Below are 18815 nucleotides of genomic sequence, written 5' to 3' on the forward strand. Positions count from 1 at the left end.
GGACGCTCACTCCTTTCGTCGCTTACCCCCTCATCCGCCTTTCAGGCACCTTCTCTCTGCTGGGGAGAAGGGGAGGAGAAGGAAATCCCACATGCTGCTGATCCATTGCCCTTACTGTCAGGAAGAGCGTTCCGAGCTCGAATTCCGCGGCGCGGGTGACGCGCATATCGCGCGGCCCGCCGAGATCGCCTCGATCTCGGACGAGGAATTCGAGGCCTATTTCTTTCTGCGCGACAATCCGAAGGGGCTGATCTTCGAACGTTGGCGACACATTCACGGCTGCGGGCGTTTCTTCAACGCGGCGCGAGATACGGTGACCGACAAGTTCATCGTGACCTACAAGGCGGGCGAGCCGAAGCCTGAGATCGGGGCTGCGGCCAAGCAGCATGGGCCTGTCGAGACATATGAAGCCGTGGAAGGAGAGGCGCAATGAGCGGCGTGAACCGTATCGCCGGCAAGGGGCGCCTGACACCGGCCAAGACCGCACGCTTCAGCTTCGACGGAAAGAGCTATACGGCGCTCGAAGGTGATACCGTCGCCTCGGCGCTGATCGCCAACGATGTGCATCTTCTGGGACGTTCGTTCAAATATCACCGGGCCCGCGGTATTCTGTCTGCAGGGGCCGAGGAGCCGAACGCGCTGATCGACGTCGCCCGTGATACGGCGCGCAAGCAGCCGAACGTGCGCGCCACCGTGCAGGAAGTTTTTGACGGCATGATCGTCAACTCCCAGAACCGCTGGCCCTCGCTCGCCTTCGATGTCGGCGCCGTCAACAATCTGATGTCGCCGTTCTTCGCCGCCGGTTTCTACTACAAGACCTTCATGTGGCCGCGCGCCGCCTGGAAACACGTCTACGAACCGCTCATCCGTCGCGCCGCCGGCCTCGGGGTCGCGCCGACGGAAGAGGATCCGGACCATTATGCCAGCCGCTATGCCCATTGCGACGTGCTGGTGGTCGGCGCCGGCGTTGCCGGGCTTTCGGCTGCGTTGGCTGCGGCTGAGACCGGTGCCCGGGTGTTCCTTTGCGACGAGCAGGCGGAAGCCGGCGGTGCGTTGCGCTACGATGCCGGCGTGACGATCGACGGACAGGACGGCTATGCCTGGGCCCAGAAGGCCGTGGCGCGGCTGAAGGCGATGGACAATGTCGAAGTGCTCACCCGCACGACCGCCTTCGGCTACTACAACCACAATTTCGTCGGTCTTGCCGAGCGCGTCACCGACCATATCGCCAAGCCCTCCCACGATCTGCCGCGCGAGCGGCTCTGGCAGGTCCGGGCCAAGCGGGTCATCCTCGCCACCGGCGCGATCGAGCGGCACATGGTATTTCCGAACAACGACCGGCCGGGCATCATGCTCGCCTCGGCGGGGCGGATGTATCTCAATCATTACGGCGTCGCCGTCGGCACCAAGGTCGGCATCTACACGGCGCACGATTCAGCCTATGAAGCGGCTTTCGATCTGAAACGGGCCGGTGTTTCGATCGCCGCCATCGTCGACAGCAGGCAAGCGCCGGGCGCGGCGGTGCTGGAAGAGGCGCGTGCGCTCGGCATCGATGTTCTCACAGGCCAGTCTGTTATCAACACCGCGGGACGGCTGCGCATCTCATCGATGACGGTGGCGCGCAACGGCGGCGGTTCATCGCGCAAGATCGCGGTCGATGCGCTCCTGGTTTCGGCTGGCTGGACGCCGTCCGTCCATCTCTTCTCGCAGTCGCGCGGCAAGGTGGCCTTCGATGCCGAAAGCCAGCGTTTCCTGCCAGGCTCTTACGCGCAGGATTGCCTTTCGGTCGGTGCCTGCAACGGCACCGACGACCTGCAGCGGACGATCGAGGAATCGCTTGCCGCCGGCGAGCTGATGGCGCAGGCCACCGGCAAAAGCAGCGGCGAGAAGATCGCAATTTCGGCCGAGCAGGCCTATGACTGGACGGGCGGCATGATCGGCGCTGCCGAAGGCGCCGGTCCGAAGACCAACGCCAAGGCCTTCATCGATTTCCAGCACGACGTCTGCGCCAAGGATATCCGCCTTGCCGTGCGCGAAGGCATGCATTCGATCGAGCATATCAAGCGCTTCACGACCAACGGCATGGCCTCGGACCAGGGCAAGCTCTCCAACATGCATGGCCTGGCGATTGCCGCCGAAATGCTCGGCAAGGAAATCCCGCAGGTGGGGCTCACCACGTTCCGTGCGCCCTATACGCCGGTCACCTACGGTACGCTGATCGGCCATTCGCGTGGTGAGCTGTTCGACCCGACACGCAAGACGCCGCTGCACGATTGGGAGGAGGCCCATGGCGCGGTCTTCGAAGATGTCGGCAACTGGAAGCGCGCCTGGTTCTATCCGCGGGCTGGCGAGACCATGCATCAGGCGGTTGCACGCGAATGCCGGACGGCGCGCGAGTCGGCCGGTATCTTCGACGCCTCGACGCTCGGCAAGATCGAGGTGCTCGGTCCGGATGCGGCGAAGTTCCTCAACCTCATCTACACCAATGCCTGGGATACGTTGAAGCCCGGTAAGGCCCGCTACGGCATCATGACCCGCGAGGACGGCTTCGTTTATGACGACGGTGTCGTCGGACGCCTGGCGGACGACCGTTTCCATGTCACGACGACGACCGGCGGCGCGCCGCGCGTCCTGCACCACATGGAAGATTACCTGCAGACGGAATTCCCCGATCTGAAGGTATGGCTGACCTCGGTGACCGAGCAATGGGCTGTCATCGCCGTGCAGGGGCCAAAGGCGCGCGAGATCGTCGCGCCGCTGGTCGAAGGGCTCGATCTTTCGAACGAGGCCTTCCCGCATATGAGCGTTGCCGAGTGCACGGTCTGCGGGGTGCCGGCGCGGCTCTTCCGCGTCTCGTTCACCGGCGAAACCGGCTTCGAAATCAACGTGCCGGCCGACTACGGCCAGTCGGTGCTCGAAGCGGTCTGGGCCAATGCCGAACCGCTCGGCGCCTGCGTCTATGGAACGGAGACGATGCACGTGCTTCGCGCCGAGAAGGGTTACATCATCGTCGGGCAGGACACCGATGGAACCGTGACCCCCGATGACGCCGGACTTTCCTGGGCGGTTTCGAAGAAAAAGACGGATTTCGTCGGCATTCGCGGATTGAAGCGGCCGGATCTCGTCAAGGACGGGCGCAAGCAGCTTGTCGGCCTCGTCACCAAGGACCCGAAGCTGGTGCTCGAAGAAGGCGCGCAGATCGTCGCGAGCCCGAACGAGCCGAAGCCGATGACCATGCTCGGCCACGTCACATCAGCTTACTGGTCGGACAATTGCGACAGGTCGATCGCCTTTGCACTCGTCGCCGGCGGCCGGGCGCGGATGGGCGAAACGCTCTATGTGCCGATGCCGGATCGAACGATCGCCGTCGAAGTGACGGATCTGGTATTCTTTGACAAGGAAGGAGGCCGGATCCATGGCTGAAGTCGCAATTCGCAAACCGGCGCTTGCCGGCCGTCTCGGCGGCTCCGCAACGGTGCGGCTGACGACCGCACCCGCTGCCAGCCGGGTGGCGCTGCGCGCGCCGGCGGAATCGCTCGCAGCACTTTCCGGTGCTCTCGGCCTGTCTGTGCCGGCCGCCTCGAAAACATCCGGCCGGGCTGGCCCCCGCTCGGCGCTGTGGATCGGGCCGGACGAATGGCTTGTCATCGATGAGGACGGCGCCGACCTGATGGCGGCATTTTCCGGTGCCGGCGCGCTGCATTCGGCGACCGACGTGTCCCACCGCAATGTCGCGATCATCGTCTCGGGACCGGGTGCGGAGGCAACGCTTTCGGCCGGCTGCCCGCAGGATCTGTCGCTTGCTGCCTTTCCGGTCGGAGCCGCATCGCGCACGATCCTGGGCAAGGCGGAGATCGTGCTTTTCCGCACGGAAGAAGACACGTTCCGGGTGGAATGCTGGCGGTCGTTCTCGGACTACGTCTTCGGGCTGCTGAACGAGGCGGCTCACGACGCCGGGCATTGAACCCGCGCCAATCCCGGCTGGGTCAGCCTTCATTCAAGGGGTAGGCCAATGCTGCACCATGCTTCTCTCGGCGTTTCCGATATTGAACGGTCGGCGGCATTTTACGATACCACGCTGGCCGCGCTCGGTTACGTCAGGGTCTGGGACGATATCCGGCCGGGGCAAACGGGGCAGGCAATCGGCTATGGCCTTCCCGGCGGCGGGGACAAACTGGCGATCAAGCATCGCCCGGATGGCCAGCGTCCAGCCGGCCCGGGTTTTCATCTGGCCTTTGCCGCCCCGAACCGCCAGGCGGTCGATCGGTTTCATGCGGCGGCCATCGCGCATGGCGGCGGTGACAATGGCCGGCCCGGCCTGCGGCCCCATTACGGTGAGCACTATTACGCGGCGTTCGTCACGGATCCCGACGGACATGCTCTCGAAGCCGTGTTTAGAGTCTTTCCGGGTTAGATTGCAGCATTCTGTTGGCTCAAACGGAGTCGGATGGTCGACCGGCCGGCGCGCGTCGTAGCCCAGTTCTACGGCCAAGCCGGCCGGTCGATCAGCCGACCCGTTTCAGCCAACCCTCCCGCAGATTTTCGGGGAAAATCTGCAAGACTTTAGAATCGCCGGACGCACCTGTTGCTTCGCATGGCGAAGCAGTGCGGCCGGTGGGCCGGGCATCTTTGCCCTGACGAAAACCTGCTCCGGCAGAATGCTGCAATCTAACCCGGAAGGGCTCTAATTCGGCCGAGTAGCAAAAGCAGTTTTGCTCAGATGTCCTCGGGGCGGTCCTTCGGGTCGAATTGGATGATGGTGATCCATTTTGCCGTCAGCGCCGGCTTCTTCTCGTTTTCAATCTCAATCGAGACGTCATAGGTGGTCATCAGCATGCCGGCGCCGCGGAAGCGGGCCTCGGAGAGCAGGAAGCGGCCGCGGACGCGGGCGCCGCTCTTCACCGGCGTCATGAAGCGGACGCGCTCGAAGCCGTAGTTGATGCCCATGGTCTGCTCGCGCACTTTCGGCAGGCAGTTGTAGTTCATCGTCGACAGCAGAGACAGTGTCAGGAAGCCGTGGGCGATGGTACCACCGAAGGGGCTCTCGGCTGCCGCGCGTGCAGGATCAACGTGAATGAACTGATGATCGTCGGTCGCCGCCGCGAAGGCGTCGATCATCGACTGGTCGACGGTGATCCAATCCGATAGGCCCGTTTCCATGCCGATCAATCCCCGCACGTCGGAGAGTGAAATTTCCGTGACCATAAATTCCTCGTGAAACAAGCCGTCGCGGCAAAGCCTTATCGCGCATTTGTGACGATTGCGACAAGGATTTGCGCAAGCGAAGGCAGGCGGTCAATTTTCTACGAAAAAGGCGACGGAGCGCGGCTCGACGGCTGCACTCTTGCCGGCTTTCTGCGCTCCTTCAGGCGTCAACTGGCGCCAGCCCGGTTCGCCCCGGGAAGGGAGCGTGAAAAATTGGCGGCTCCCCGAGCGGTTGAAAAGCACGGCAAGCCGGGTCTGCCTGCCGCGTGTGGAGCGGTCCCCGGTCGAAAGCAGCATGCCGAGGGTGGAAAGTGACGGCGTCTCCCATTCGGCAACGGTCATCGGCTCGCCGGAGAGCGAAATCCATTCGACATCACCATTTCCTGACAGGAAACCCATTTCGGAGAAGACGGTGAAGCGGCGACGCAGTTCCGCAACGAAGGCGGTGTGGGCGATGAGATTCCCGTCCAACGCCTTCCAGTCCAGCCAGGTGATCTCGTTGTCCTGGCAATAGGCGTTGTTGTTGCCGTGCTGGCTGCGGCCGCCCTCGTCGCCTGCCGTCAGCATGATGCTGCCGCGGGTGGCAAAGAGGGTTGATATCAGCGCCATCACGTCGTCACGGCGACGCTTGCGGATGGTGGGATAGAGGGTTTCCCCCTCGACGCCGTTGTTCCAGGAGTGGTTCTCGTTGTGGCCGTCGCGATTGTGTTCGCCGTTGGCATCGTTATGCTTTCCGGCGTAGGAGACGAGATCGATCAGCGTGAAGCCGTCATGGGCGGCGAGGAAGTTGACGCTGCGCGTTTGCCTGCCGTCGTTGCGGGAGAAGATGTCGGAGGAGCCGGCGAGTGCGGTTGCCAGCGCGCCGCTCTTCCAATCGTCGCCGCGCCAGTAACAGCGCAGGTCGTCGCGGACCCGGTCGTTCCATTCCAGGAAGGACGCCGGGAAATTGCCGAGCTGATAGCCGCCCGGGCCGATATCCCAAGGTTCGGCGATCATGATCCGGTCGGCAAGCACATCGTCGGCGAGGATCGCGGCAAGCGTTCCGCCGTCGCGCTCGAAGCCCGTTGCGGTGCGGCCGAGCACGGGGGCGAGATCGAAGCGAAAACCGTCGACGCCGGCGTTGAGCACGAAATGGCGCAGGCTGTCGATGACGAGGCGGCGGACCTCGGGATGATCGCAGGCAAGCGTGTTGCCAGTGCCTGTGTCGTTGATGAGCTCGCCCGGCCAATTCTGGGCGTGGCGATAATAATGCAGATTGTCGAGGCCGCGCAGCGACAGCGTCGCGCCGTAACGGTCGCTCTCGCCGGTATGGTTGAAGACGAGGTCGAGGATGACGGCGATGCCTTCGGCATGGAGGGCCGCGACCGTCTCGCGCAGCTCCGTCATGCCGCCGGGGACAAGCCGCGGATCGAGCGCCATGAAGGCGACGGGATTGTATCCCCAGCCGTTGGTGAGGCCGAGCGGCGGCAGGTGGCGCTCGTCGATCCAGGCGGTGATCGGCATCAGTTCGACGGCGTCGACACCGATCCGCTTCAGGTGTGCGATGACGGAGGGATGAGCAAGGGCTGCAACCGTGCCGCGCTCTGCCTCCGGCACGTCGGGATGGAGAATGGTGAAGGGCCGCACCGCCACCTCATAGATAAAGCCGCCCGGATTGAAGAGCGGCTTGCTGACCAAGGCGGGTATATCGGCAGTGACGATCGCCTTCGGCATCAGATCCTGGCTGTCTTCGCCATAGATGCCGAGACGGGGATCGTAGCGGAACGGCCTGTCGATCTCCTTGGCATAGGGATCGATCAACAGTTTGGAGGGGTCATACCAGAGACCGTTATCGGGCGCGTAGATGCCATCGGCGCGATAACCATAGCGCGCGCCGGCCTTCAGCCCGTCGACAAAGAGACGATGGATGTGATTGCTGTCGCGCGCCATCGGCAGGCGCGCGAATTCCCTGTTGCCGTCATCCTCGAAGAGGCAGAGCTCGATCTGTGCGGCATCACGCGACCACACCGCAAATTCGACGCCGGTCTCGAAAACGATCGCGCCGGCTTGCGCCGCACTGCTTCCCCGCATGTTCCCCCCGGATCAGGTGATCACGGTTGGCGCGTCGCGTCCCGTGCGTTCCCGAATGCTGGCAATGCTTTCGGCGGCCGCGATCAGATCGGCGAGCGCTTCCTGCGTTTCGATGTTGTGGCGAGTCGAATCCGGCTCGTAACGCTCGATATAGACACGCAAGGTTGCGCCAGACGTGCCAGTGCCGGACAGGCGGAAGACGACGCGGGAGCCGCCCTCGAAGAGCACGCGGATACCCTGATGTTCGCTGACCGATTTGTCGATCGGATCGTGATAGGCGAAGTCGTCTGCCTTCTCGACCTTCAGGCTGCCGAAGCTCTTGCCGGCCAGGGTGGAAAGCTGGCTGCGGAGATTGTCGACCAAGCCGTTTGCCGCATCGGTGTCGAGGCCTTCATAGTCATGGCGCGAATAATAGTTGCGGCCGTAGGTCTGCCAGTGCTGGGTGACGATATCGGCGACACTCTCGCCGCGCACGGCAAGAATATTCAGCCACAGCAGCACGGCCCAGAGGCCATCCTTTTCGCGGACATGATTGGAGCCGGTACCGGAGCTTTCCTCACCGCAGATCGTCGCCATGCCGGCATCGAGCAGGTTGCCGAAGAATTTCCAGCCGGTTGGCGTCTCGTACATACCGATGCCGCGCTTTTCGGCGACGCGGTCGGCAGCACCCGATGTCGGCATCGAGCGGGCGATGCCGGCGAGGCCGCCGGAATAGCCGGGGGCGAGATTGGCGTTGGCGGCAAGGATCGCCAGGCTGTCGGACGGCGTGACGAAGATGCCGCGGCCGATGATCAGATTGCGGTCGCCGTCGCCGTCGGAAGCGGCGCCGAAATCGGGCGCATCATCGCCCATCATCTCGTCGAAGAGTTCCTTGCAGTGAACCGGGTTCGGGTCGGGATGATGGCCGCCGAAATCCGGCAGCGGCATGAAGTTGCGCACGGAGCCCGAGGGAGCGCCGAGACGATTTTCGAAGATTTCCTTGGCATAGGGGCCGGTGACGGCGCTCATCCCATCGAAGGCAATGCGGAAGCCGAGGCTGATCAGGTTGCGGATGGCGCCGAAATCGAACAGTTCTTCCATCAGTGCGGCATAGTCCTCGACCGGGTCGATGACCGAGAGGATCGTGCCGCCGGGAAGCTCGTCCTTGCCGATGCGGTCGAGATTGACGTCGGCGAAATCGGCGATCTTGTAGCTGTCGATCGTCTTGGAACGCGCATAGATCGCGTCGGTGATCTTTTCCGGCGCCGGGCCGCCATTGTTGATGTTGTATTTGATGCCGAAGTCTTCGGTCGGGCCGCCGGGATTGTGGCTGGCGGAGAGGATGATGCCGCCGAAAGCCTTGTATTTGCGGATGATGTGGGAGGCGGCCGGCGTCGACAGGATGCCGCCCTTGCCGACCATGACCTTGCCGAAGCCATTGGCAGCGGCCATCTTGACGGCCTTCTGGATGACTTCGCGATTGTAGTAGCGTCCGTCGCCGCCGATGACGAGGCACTTGCCCTGATAGCCTTCCAGCGAATCGAAGATCGACTGGATGAAGTTCTCCGCATAATTCGGTTGCTGGAAGACTGGAACCTTCTTGCGCAGGCCCGACGTGCCGGGTTTCTGGTCCAGATAGGGCGTGGTGGGTACGGACTTGATCATTTTAGGTCACATGCCTTTCGAGACGAGGCTTGAATAGAGGGCAGCGTAGCGTTCGGCGCTCTTCTCCCAGGAGACATCCGATTTCATGCCCTGCTTTTGCAATTGGGTCCAGAGTTTTCGGTCCTGGTAAAAATGCATCGCACGGCGGATTGCCTGTAGCATGCCTGTTTCTGTCACGGGGGCAAATTGTATGCCGGTTGCGACTTTCGCTGCAAGTGCGGCGTGATTGGCGTCGATCACCGTGTCATTCAATCCGCCGGTGCGGGCGACGATCGGCACGCAGCCGTAACGCAGCCCGTAAAGCTGGGTCAGGCCGCAGGGTTCGAAGCGCGAGGGGATGATGATCGCATCGCAGCCGGCCTGCATCAGGTGCGACATCGGCTCGTTATAACCGATCGAGACGCCGATGCGGCCGGGATGGCGGCTGGCGGAGGCGAGCAGCGCGCCTTCAAGCGCCGCTTCACCGGAGCCGAGCACGACGAGCTTGCCGCCCATGGCGACGATCTCATCGGCGACGTTGGCGACGATATCCATGCCCTTCTGCCAAGTGAGACGGCTGATGACGCAGAAGATCGGGGCGTCGTCATTGTCGAGATGGAAGAATTCGGCGATCGAGCGACGGTTCTCCTCGCGGTTCTTGAGCGTCGTCGGGCCGTAATGGGTGTGGACGACGGGATCGGTCGCCGGGTTCCAGACATCGGTGTCGATGCCGTTGACGATGCCGTGCAGATTGTCGATGCGGCTGGCGATGACGCCCTCGAGCCCCATGCCGAATTCCGAGGTCAGGATCTCATCGGCATAGGTCGGGCTGACCGTCGTGATCGCATGAGCGGTCTTGAGGCCGCCCTTGAGGAAGCCGACAGTGCCGTAATATTCGATGCTTTCGGTGGCAAAGGCATGGGCGGGCAGGCGCAGGCCGGGAAAGATCTCGGAACCGAACTGGCCCTGGAAGGCGATATTGTGGATGGTCAGCACGCTCGGCAGTTCCGGCGTCGGGTAATAGCGCATATAGACCGACGTCAGCGCCGCCTGCCAGTCGTGGGTGTGGACGAGATCCGGCCGCCACCCGGGCATCAGGCCGGCGGCAATCTCGGAGGCGGCAAGCGACAGAGCGGCAAACCGGCGCCAGTTGTCCGGATAGTCCTTGCCGAGCGGATCGAGATAGGGGCCGCCCGGCCTGTCGTAATAGGCCGGCGCATCGAGGATGAGCAGATCGAGGCCTTCGTGCTCAACCTCGAGCACCGTCGCCCGCTCGCCGAGCAGGTCGGCGAATTCGAGCCTGGCGACCGGGTTGCGAATGACCTTCATGACGGCGGGATAGCCGGGCAGAAGGGTCTTGGTCTCGACCCCGAAGGCTTTGAGAGTAATCGGCAGGGCGCCTGACACATCGGCCAGGCCCCCTGTCTTGATCAAAGGGAAGACTTCGGACGAAACCGAAAGAACTTTCATAAGTCAGATATCCAGCTTGTCGATCATCGGTTGCGTGATCAGGCAGATGCCGCTTTCCGTCCGCCGGAAACGCTTGGCGTCGAGCTCGGGATCCTCGCCGACAACCAAGCCTTCCGGAATGACGACACCATGGTCGATCACCACATTCTTGAGCTGCGCGCGCCGTCCGATCTTTACGTTCGGCAGGATGACGGCGCCTTCCATCTTGGAGAAGGAGTTGGCCCTGACACCGGTGAAGAGCAGGCTGTTGTTCAGGCTGGCGCCGGAGATGATGCAGTCGCCCGATACGACGGAGGAGGTGGCCGAGCCGCGGCGATCCTCGTCGTCATGGACGAATTTCGCCGGCGGGGTGATCTCGGCATAGGTCCAGATCGGCCAGGACTTGTCGTAGATGTCGAGCTCCGGAACGATCGCCGTCAGGTCGATATTGGCCTGCCAATAGGCGTCGATCGTGCCGACGTCGCGCCAGTAAGGCTCGTGCTCGAAATCGGACCGGACGCAGGACTTGGCGAAGCGGTGGGCGACCGCCTTACCGTTCTTGACGATATAGGGGATGATGTCCTTGCCGAAGTCGCGGCTCGAGTTCGGATCGGCGGCGTCGCGGCGCAGCGCATCGAGCAGGAACTTGGTGTGGAAGACGTAGATGCCCATCGAGGCGAGGGCGAAATCCGGCTTGTCGGGAATGGGCGGCGGATCGGCCGGCTTCTCGACGAAGGCGATGATCTCGTCCTTCGCGTTGACATGCATGACACCGAAGCCGGTCGCTTCCATGCGCGGCACTTCCAGGCAGCCGATGGTGACGTCGGCGCCGGAATCGACGTGCTGCTGCAGCATCCATTCATAGTCCATCTTGTAGACGTGGTCGCCGGCAAGCACGACCATGTATTCGACGCCGTAATCCTGGATGATGTCGATGTTCTGATAGACGGCGTCGGCGGTGCCCTCGTACCATTGCGTCTCGGAGACGCGCTGGCTGGCGGGCAGGATGTCGAAGCTCTCGTTGCGCTCGGGGCGGAAGAAGTTCCAGCCACGCTGCATGTGGCGGATCAGCGAATGCGCCTTGTATTGCGTGGCGACGCCGATGCGGCGGATACCGGAATTCAGGGCGTTCGACAGGGCGAAATCGATGATGCGAGCCTTGCCGCCGAAATAGACGGCCGGCTTGGCACGCCGGTCGGTGAGTTCCTTGAGACGGCTTCCCCTACCGCCCGCCAGAACATAAGCCATTGCATCGCGGGCAAGTGGCTGAACGCGTTTTTCTACCATTTTCTCCTCCCACCAGTCACTAATTTTCAGGTTCAAGCATGATTGTCGCCAAGGGCGGCAAGGTGATCGAGCAGGTGATGTTGCCGCCGGCATCGACGGCCTGCACGCGCCCGCCATTGCCCTTGCCGCTGCCGCCGTAGATGTCGGCATCGGTGTTCAGGATTTCCCGCCAGCGGCCTGCGGACGGCAGGCGGATCGAGTAGTTCTCGCGGTAGACAGGGGTGAAATTGGTGATGACGGCGACCGGCTTCTGGCCCGGCGCCTTGCGCAGCCAGGCAAAGACGGAATTCTGATGGTCGTCGGCGACCAGCCATTCGAAGCCTTCGCCTTCGCAGTCACGCTCATGCAGAGCCGGCTTGCTGCGATAGGTGAAATTGAGGTCGCGCACCAGGCGCCGCATGCCCTCGTGCATACGATACTGAAGCAGGTTCCAGTCGAGCGACTTCTCCTCGCTCCACTCGCTCCACTGGGCGAATTCCTGGCCCATGAACAAGAGCTTCTTGCCGGGATAGCCCCACATATAGGCGTAGTAGGCGCGCAGATTGGCGAATTTCTGCCAGTCGTCGCCCGGCATCTTGGCGATCAGCGAACCTTTTCCATGGACGACCTCGTCATGCGAGAGCGGCAGGACGAAATTTTCCGAATAGGCGTAGAGCAGGCCGAAGGTCAGCTCGTTGTGATGGTGCCCGCGGTAGATGGGATCGCGGCTCATGTAGCTCAGCGTGTCATGCATGAAGCCCATGTTCCACTTGAAGCCGAAGCCCAGGCCGCCTTCATGAACGGGCTGCGAGACCTTCGGCCAGGAGGTCGATTCCTCGGCGATGGTCATGACGTTGGAATGCTGGCCGTAGATGCGGATGTTGAGATCCTGCAGAAAGCGGACCGCTTCGAGGTTCTCGTTGCCACCATATTCGTTGGGGATCCATTCGCCGTGTTTGCGCGAATAATCGAGATAGAGCATCGAGGCGACGGCATCGACGCGCAGGCCGTCGAGATGGAATTTTTCGGCCCAGTAAAGCGCATTGTTGACGAGATAGGAAACGACCTCGGTGCGGCCGAAATTGTAGATCGCCGTGCTCCAGTCGGGATGGAAGCCCTTGCGCGGGTCTTCGTGCTCGTAGAGTGCGGTACCGTCGAACCAGCCGAGGCCGTGTTCGTCGGTCGGGAAATGCGCCGGCACCCAGTCGAGAATGACGCCGATGCCGACCTTGTGGCAGCCGTTGACGAAACGGGCGAAACCTTCCGGTTCGCCGAAACGAGCGGTCGGCGCGTAGAGGCCGGTCGTCTGGTAACCCCAGGAGGGGTCGTAGGGGTGCTCGGTGATCGGCAGGAACTCGATATGGGTGAAGCCCATATCGGCGCAATAGGGGATGAGGCTGGAGGCGAGCTCGTCCCAGGACAGCATCGTGCCGTCCTGCCGGCGCTGCCAGGAGGCGGCATGCACCTCGTAGATCGAGATCGGCTGGCGGCGCTTGTCGGTTTCGCGCCAGTGCTTGAGGTGGGCTTCGTCTTCCCACTCCTGCACCAGTTCGGCGGCGGTGATGGAGGCGGTCTTCGGCCGGAGTTCGCTGCGCCGCGCGAAGGGGTCGGCTTTCAGGGGCAGCAATACGCCATCCTGGCCGCGGATCTCGAACTTGTAGCCAACGCCGATCGGCACATCCGGGGCGAAGATTTCCCAGATGCCGCTATCGGCGCGGAAGCGCATCACGTGGCGGCGGCCGTCCCAATTGTTGAAATCGCCGACGACCGAGACGCGCTGCGCATTCGGGGCCCAGACGGCGAAATGGATACCCTGGGCGCCATCATGCTTGATGAGATGGGCGCCCATCTTGTCGAACAGGCGCAGGTGCGAGCCCTGGCGGGCGAAATAATCGTCCATCGGCCCGAGCACCGGACCGAAACTGTAAGGATCGGTGACAGCCCATTCGGCATCGCCGCGCCGGGCGCGATAGCGCACCGGCTGGAGCTTGGTCAGGGAAACCGGGCCGGCGAAGACGCCGTCGGCATGGAGCTGTTTCAACTCGCCGATGACGCTGCCATCGAGCGTCATGGCGGTCACTTCCTCGGCGCCCGGGATGAAACACCGGGCGACGAAAACGTCGCCGGCCTGGTGCACACCGAGGACGGCAAAGGGATTGGAATGCGAGCCGGCAAGGATCGCCGCGATTTCATCTGCCGAAATTTCCCAGGAAAGCTTTACTTCAGGGACGGTTTTCGGCGTTTTCATCCGGCTCTCCAGATTTCGTCTGCATATTGCCTGATCGTACGGTCGGAAGAAAACCAGCCCATCCGCGCCGTATTGTTGATCGTCTTTGTGTACCAGGCGGACTGGTTGGTCCAGATCTGGTCGACTTCGCGCTGTGCCTGGGCATAGGCGTCGAAATCGGCGGCGACCATGAACCAGTCGTGCGAATAGATGCCGTCGATCAGTGCGGTGTAGCGATTGCGGTCATCAGGCGAGAAGACGCCGGAGCCGATGGCGGCGAGCGCCTGGGCGAGCTCGCGCGACCCCTCGATGATGGCGCGGGGATTGTGGCCATCACTGCGGACCTTCGACACCTCGTCGGCCTTGAGGCCGAAGATGACGATGTTGTCCTCGCCGACATTGTCGCGCATCTCGACGTTGGCGCCATCGAGCGTGCCGATCGTCAGTGCGCCGTTGAGGCCGAACTTCATGTTGCCGGTGCCGGATGCTTCCATGCCGGCGGTCGAAATCTGCTCGGACAGGTCGGCGGCCGGAACCATGACTTCGGCGAGCGAAACATTGTAGTTCGGTACGAAGACGACCTTCAGGAGGCCGCGGACCGACGGGTCGTTGTTGATCGTGCGGGCGACGTCGTTGATCAGCTTGATGATCAGCTTGGCATTGTAATAACTCGGCGCTGCCTTGCCGGCGAAGAGTTTTACACGCGGCACCCAATCCAACTCCGGATGCGAGCGGATCTGGTCGTAGAGCGCGACGGCCTCGATGATGTTCAGCAGCTGGCGCTTGTATTCGTGGATGCGCTTGATCTGGATGTCGAACATCGCCGAGGGATCAAGCTTCACGCCCATGCGGCTGGCAACGAGATTGGAGAGCGCTACCTTGTTGGCCCGCTTCACCGCGGCGAACTTCTGCTGGAAGGTCGGGTCGGAGGCGAACTTGTCGAGCGGCGTCAGCTTCTCGGCATCGTCAAGGAATTCGTCGCCGATCGCCTCGCGAATCAGGCTGGTGAGACCCGGATTGCACTGCTGCAGCCAGCGGCGCGGCGTGATGCCGTTGGTCTTGTTGTTGATACGGTCGGGATAGAGCTTGTGCAGGTCGGCAAAGACCGTGACCTTCATCAGGTCGGTGTGCAGGGCCGAGACGCCGTTGATCGAATGCGAGCCGACGAAAGCGAGGTTGCCCATGCGCACGCGGCGGTCGCCGCTTTCATCGATCAGCGAGATCGAGCGGATTTCCCCATCGGTGAAATTCTTGCCCTTGCGCGCGTCGATCAGGATCTTGGCATTGATCGCATAGATGATCTGCATGTGGCGCGGCAGCAGACGCTCGAACAGCGGCACCGACCAACTTTCCAGCGCTTCGGGCAGAAGTGTGTGGTTGGTGTAGGAGAAGGTATGGCGGGTGATTTCCCAGGCCTGGTCGAAATCCATTCCGTGGACGTCACAGAGCAGGCGCATGAGTTCGGCGACCGAGACGGCGGGATGGGTGTCGTTCAGCTGGATTGCCACCTTGTCCGGCAGCGAGGTGAAATCGTCATATTGCTGCAGATGGCGGCGCAGGATGTCCTGCAGCGAGGCCGACGAGAAGAAGAATTCCTGGCGCAGGCGCAGTTCCTGACCGGCCGGGGTGGCGTCGGCGGGATAGAGAACCCGGGTCAGGCTTTCGGCCTTGTTGCTTTCACGCAGCGCTCCGATGTGGTCGCCGGCGTTGAAGGCATCGAGCAGGATCGGATCGATCGGCTGCGCCGACCAGAGGCGCAGCGTGTTGACGCGCTTGCCGCGCCAGCCGACGGCCGGCGTGTCGAAGGCGGCGGCGATGACGCGCTCGGCCGGTTTCCAGACGTAGCGCGGCTGGTCGTCATGGGTGGTGATGAATTCGACGGCGCCGCCGAAGCCGATTTCATAGGAGCTTTCGCGGCGCTCGAACTCCCAGGGATTGCCGTGGGCGAGCCAGTTTTCCGGCAGTTCCACCTGCCAGCCGTCGGCCATCTGCTGGCGAAACAGGCCGTGGACATAGCGGATGCCGTAACCATAGGCGGGCACGTCGACGGTTGCCATGCTTTCCATGAAACAGGCCGCCAGACGACCGAGGCCGCCGTTGCCGAGTGCGGCATCCGGCTCCAGCCCGGCGATGACGTTGACGTCGACGCCGAGCGAGGCGAGGGCATCGCGCACCTCCTCCATCAGGCCGAGGTTCGAGACGGCGTCGCGCATCAGGCGGCCGATCAGGAATTCGAGGGAGAGATAATAGACGCGCTTGGCGCCGGTCGCATAAACCTCGCGGGTGGAGGCCATCCACCGATCGATGATGCGGTCGCGGACCACCAGGATCGTCGCCGTCAGCCAGTCATGCGGCTTTGCCACCTTGGCGTCCTTGCCGATGCGGTAGGTCAGGCGTTCGATGATTTCTTCGGCGAGAATTTCCGGCCTTGAACTGCGGGGAGCGGGAGAGGGGATAACCGGCTTGGAAACGGTATTCATGGTCAGATCTCGCCAATTTTAATTTGGTTTCAGGATGTTATGCCTGATTTAATCGATTTGTCGCCTGTGCTCCGACAGTTTATGCATCGTTAGGAAGCACTTGCAACAAAGGATTTGGACAAACGAAAAATTTGCGAAACCTTCATATTCACGGGGCTTGAGGGTATTGATTTCAATCGCTTTTCCCGATCAGATGGGTTGGACGAGAATAACGAAAAGCCGCGCCGGTTTGTTCCGGAGCGGCTTTTCCTTTGCCCTTTTTCGTAGCGGTATGCTCAGTTCGTCAGACGTGTCAGCTGAGCGGAGGCTTTCGCACCGATCGCCTGAAAGGCCGCAAGGAGGTCTTCCATTTTTTCAGCCTGGAAATAATGGGAGTCGTCGGAGGCGCAATAATGCAACAGCGCCTGTCCGCCTGCGGGTGCCATAAAGGCAATCGTATAGATTTCGATGCCTTTAGATTTCGCGTCGTCGCATGTCTTCTTCGTCGCGGTGTCGTAGGAACGGCCGCCGCCGCTATCATTGTTATTGTCGCCGTCGGTCATAAAGACGATGTACTTCTTGGGCACTTGCCCGGTCTTCTGCCGGTGGGCGGCGTCTTCGGCGTCATTGCCCGCGGCGTTCTTGGCGGTGAGAGACGTGTAAGCCGTGTTCACTGCGCCGCTGGAATTCGTGCCACCTCCCGACTGAAGCGCGTTGACATAGCTCGTGACAGCGGCAGTTCCCCAGGCGAGGCTGCTGGCGGGGTATTCAACAATATCATAGGATACCGCGCCTGTGCGCACATATTCGGCATTGGGATCCGCGCTATCGAGCTGACCAAAGAGTTTGTCGGCGGCGAGCTTCAGCGCTTCTATCTTTGTGTAATAACGCGTACGCGTGCCGGTGCAGGTGTCGTAGATTGTCTTACCGTTTTTGTTGGGGTGAGGGTTGCATTTGTAGGTGTACGATTCCGTCGTGAGGGTCGCGGTATCCTCTCCCATCGACCCCGACTTATCGAGTGCGAGGAACATAGAGATCGAGCCCTGGGTCTGTGAGTGACCACCGACCGTCGTGCCTGACGTCGAGAGATGCTGCGTGCTGAAGCCGACCGCCTGCATCAGCGGGTTGACCGTGAGGTCGTAACTCGGTGAAACCGTCACCTGATAGGATGTCGACTTGCCCGATGTCGTCGTCTGGACACTGACGCTCGTCGTGTTCTTGATATCGGTGCCGCTCTGCAGGTAATTCGCCATTTGCCCGGCAACGAAATTCTGCGCAAAGGCCTCGGCCTGCGACGTTTGGATCGTGCCGTTCGCCAGGGCGGTGGCGGTCGCGAGCGCCGCCGAATCAGCGGCCTCCTGCAACTGCTGCTTCGAGAGCAGCATATCGCCCACCTGGATCGCCATGCCGGCTGCTCCGAAAAGGACGGGCAGCAGGATAGCCGTCATCATACCGAAATTACCGCCACGGTCGCTCAACATGCGACGCAGGCAGGGATGCAAAAAGGAGGTGCTCATCATGTTCACCCAACTGGAAACCCTGTGAGGTGATATTAGGCACGTCTCTCCTTTCCGCGGGCCTTACGGCGTCAATAGAATTTTAACGAATCGGCGGATTTTTCCAGTTTTGGGATTATTTCAGCGGGATGACGTCGACCGCCTGGACAGCGCGCTGGCCGCCATAGCTTTTCAGCACGCCGATGACGGGAACGACGTCGGAATAGTCCCGGCCATAGGCGACGACGATGTGGTCCATGCCAGCGGGGATGTTGTTGGTCGGGTCGAGTTCGATCCAGCCGATCGTCTCGCCGCACCAGATCCGCACCCAGGCATGCATGGCGTCGGCCCCTTCCAGCCGCTCCTTGCCGGGTGGCGGGATGGTGCGCAGGAAGCCGGAGACGTAGCCGGCCGGAATGCCGAGGCTTCGAAGCGCCAGGATCATGATGTGGGTGAAATCCTGGCAGACGCCGCGCTTCAATCGGAACGCCTCGAGCGGTGTCGTGTCCACCGTCGTCGCATCGGGATCATAGGTGAAATCCTTGTTGATGCGGGCACAGAGCGCATGGGCGATCTGCATGGCTGTCAGCGTCGGCAGGGCACAGCCTCGCGCATAGTCGCTGATCTCGCGTGCCTGGGTGAGGCGCGGGCTGTCGCCAAGGAAGTGGTGCGGCGAATCCGGTGCCAACGACCAGATGCCTGATATCTCCTCCGGCAGGTCGGCAAGCAGCGGCGAGAAATCGGCGGCGATCGGCTGGCTTTCCACCTGCACGCGGGCCTGCATGCGAATGTCGAGTGTTTCGTGCGGCGCACGCAGCATGAAGGAGGTGGCGGGATGATGGAAGAAATCGACGAAATGCGCCTGCTCATCCGGCGTCGGCGAGACGGTGATCGAGCCGGCGACCAGGCGCTGGCGGTTGGTCAGCGACAGCGGCATCAGCCGCATGACGTGGCGGGCGCCGGAGGCCGGCACGTCGTAGCTGTAACCCATGCGGAGAGTGAGATCGTAGAGCATTGATG

At 62.2% G+C, this 18815-nt stretch carries 13 protein-coding genes; 4 read left to right on the forward strand and 9 right to left on the reverse strand.

From position 1 onward, the window contains the following. Positions 1–91 precede the first annotated feature (91 nt). Genes ACMUVN_RS20010 through ACMUVN_RS20025 form a run of 4 tightly spaced genes read left to right on the forward strand, consistent with a single transcriptional unit; the run spans position 92 to position 4414 of the window. A complete protein-coding gene (locus tag ACMUVN_RS20010; protein ID WP_028756872.1) occupies positions 92–433 on the forward strand; it encodes a sarcosine oxidase subunit delta in 342 nt (113 codons plus the stop codon). Next, on the forward strand, positions 430–3423 hold the full coding sequence (locus tag ACMUVN_RS20015; RefSeq protein ID WP_132575838.1) for a sarcosine oxidase subunit alpha: 2994 nt from the start codon (positions 430–432) through the stop codon (positions 3421–3423). Before ACMUVN_RS20010 ends, ACMUVN_RS20015 begins: the two co-directional genes overlap by 4 nt. Beyond that, a complete protein-coding gene (locus ACMUVN_RS20020) occupies positions 3416–3964 on the forward strand; it encodes a sarcosine oxidase subunit gamma (RefSeq protein ID WP_132575840.1) in 549 nt (182 codons plus the stop codon). The genes ACMUVN_RS20015 and ACMUVN_RS20020 overlap by 8 nt, the downstream gene beginning before the upstream one ends. Before the next feature lie 48 nt (positions 3965–4012). Continuing rightward, positions 4013–4414 (forward strand): VOC family protein, encoded by a 402-nt coding sequence (locus ACMUVN_RS20025; RefSeq protein WP_047616370.1) that lies wholly within the window; start codon positions 4013–4015, stop codon positions 4412–4414. A 302-nt stretch (positions 4415–4716) separates the two neighbouring features. Here ACMUVN_RS20025 and ACMUVN_RS20030 read toward each other — a convergent pair whose 3' ends face one another. The 9 genes from ACMUVN_RS20030 to ACMUVN_RS20070 form a co-directional block, all read right to left on the reverse strand. Further along, positions 4717–5205, reverse strand: a complete 489-nt coding sequence (locus tag ACMUVN_RS20030) for a MaoC family dehydratase (RefSeq protein WP_047616372.1) — start codon at positions 5203–5205, stop codon at positions 4717–4719. A gap of 90 nt (positions 5206–5295) precedes the next feature. Next, positions 5296–7275: a glycogen debranching protein GlgX gene (glgX, locus tag ACMUVN_RS20035; RefSeq protein WP_097543085.1), complete on the reverse strand. Its 1980-nt coding sequence runs from the start codon at positions 7273–7275 to the stop codon at positions 5296–5298. Positions 7276–7287: 12 nt separating this feature from the next. Then, a complete protein-coding gene (locus ACMUVN_RS20040; RefSeq protein ID WP_028756866.1) occupies positions 7288–8919 on the reverse strand; it encodes an alpha-D-glucose phosphate-specific phosphoglucomutase in 1632 nt (543 codons plus the stop codon). 6 nt (positions 8920–8925) lie between these two features. Continuing rightward, positions 8926–10368 carry a glycogen synthase GlgA gene (gene glgA, locus ACMUVN_RS20045; RefSeq protein WP_063475318.1) on the reverse strand — a complete coding sequence of 481 codons (1443 nt, stop codon included), beginning with the start codon at positions 10366–10368 and terminating at the stop codon, positions 8926–8928. A gap of 3 nt (positions 10369–10371) precedes the next feature. After that, positions 10372–11634, reverse strand: coding sequence for a glucose-1-phosphate adenylyltransferase (gene glgC, locus ACMUVN_RS20050; RefSeq protein WP_028756864.1), 1263 nt, complete (start codon positions 11632–11634; stop codon positions 10372–10374). A 19-nt stretch (positions 11635–11653) separates the two neighbouring features. Continuing rightward, on the reverse strand, positions 11654–13861 hold the full coding sequence (glgB, locus tag ACMUVN_RS20055) for a 1,4-alpha-glucan branching protein GlgB (protein ID WP_063475319.1): 2208 nt from the start codon (positions 13859–13861) through the stop codon (positions 11654–11656). After that, a complete protein-coding gene (locus tag ACMUVN_RS20060; RefSeq protein ID WP_063475320.1) occupies positions 13858–16320 on the reverse strand; it encodes a glycogen/starch/alpha-glucan phosphorylase in 2463 nt (820 codons plus the stop codon). The genes glgB and ACMUVN_RS20060 overlap by 4 nt, the downstream gene beginning before the upstream one ends. A 275-nt stretch (positions 16321–16595) precedes the next feature. Further along, positions 16596–17816, reverse strand: a complete 1221-nt coding sequence (locus ACMUVN_RS20065; RefSeq protein WP_063475321.1) for a TadE/TadG family type IV pilus assembly protein — start codon at positions 17814–17816, stop codon at positions 16596–16598. 115 nt (positions 17817–17931) lie between these two features. After that, positions 17932–18810, reverse strand: coding sequence for a transglutaminase family protein (locus tag ACMUVN_RS20070; protein ID WP_063475322.1), 879 nt, complete (start codon positions 18808–18810; stop codon positions 17932–17934). Positions 18811–18815 lie beyond the last annotated feature (5 nt).

Origin of the sequence: Rhizobium sp. IY2 (assembly GCF_047532935.1) — a bacterium.
GTDB lineage: Bacteria > Pseudomonadota > Alphaproteobacteria > Rhizobiales > Rhizobiaceae > Rhizobium > Rhizobium anhuiense.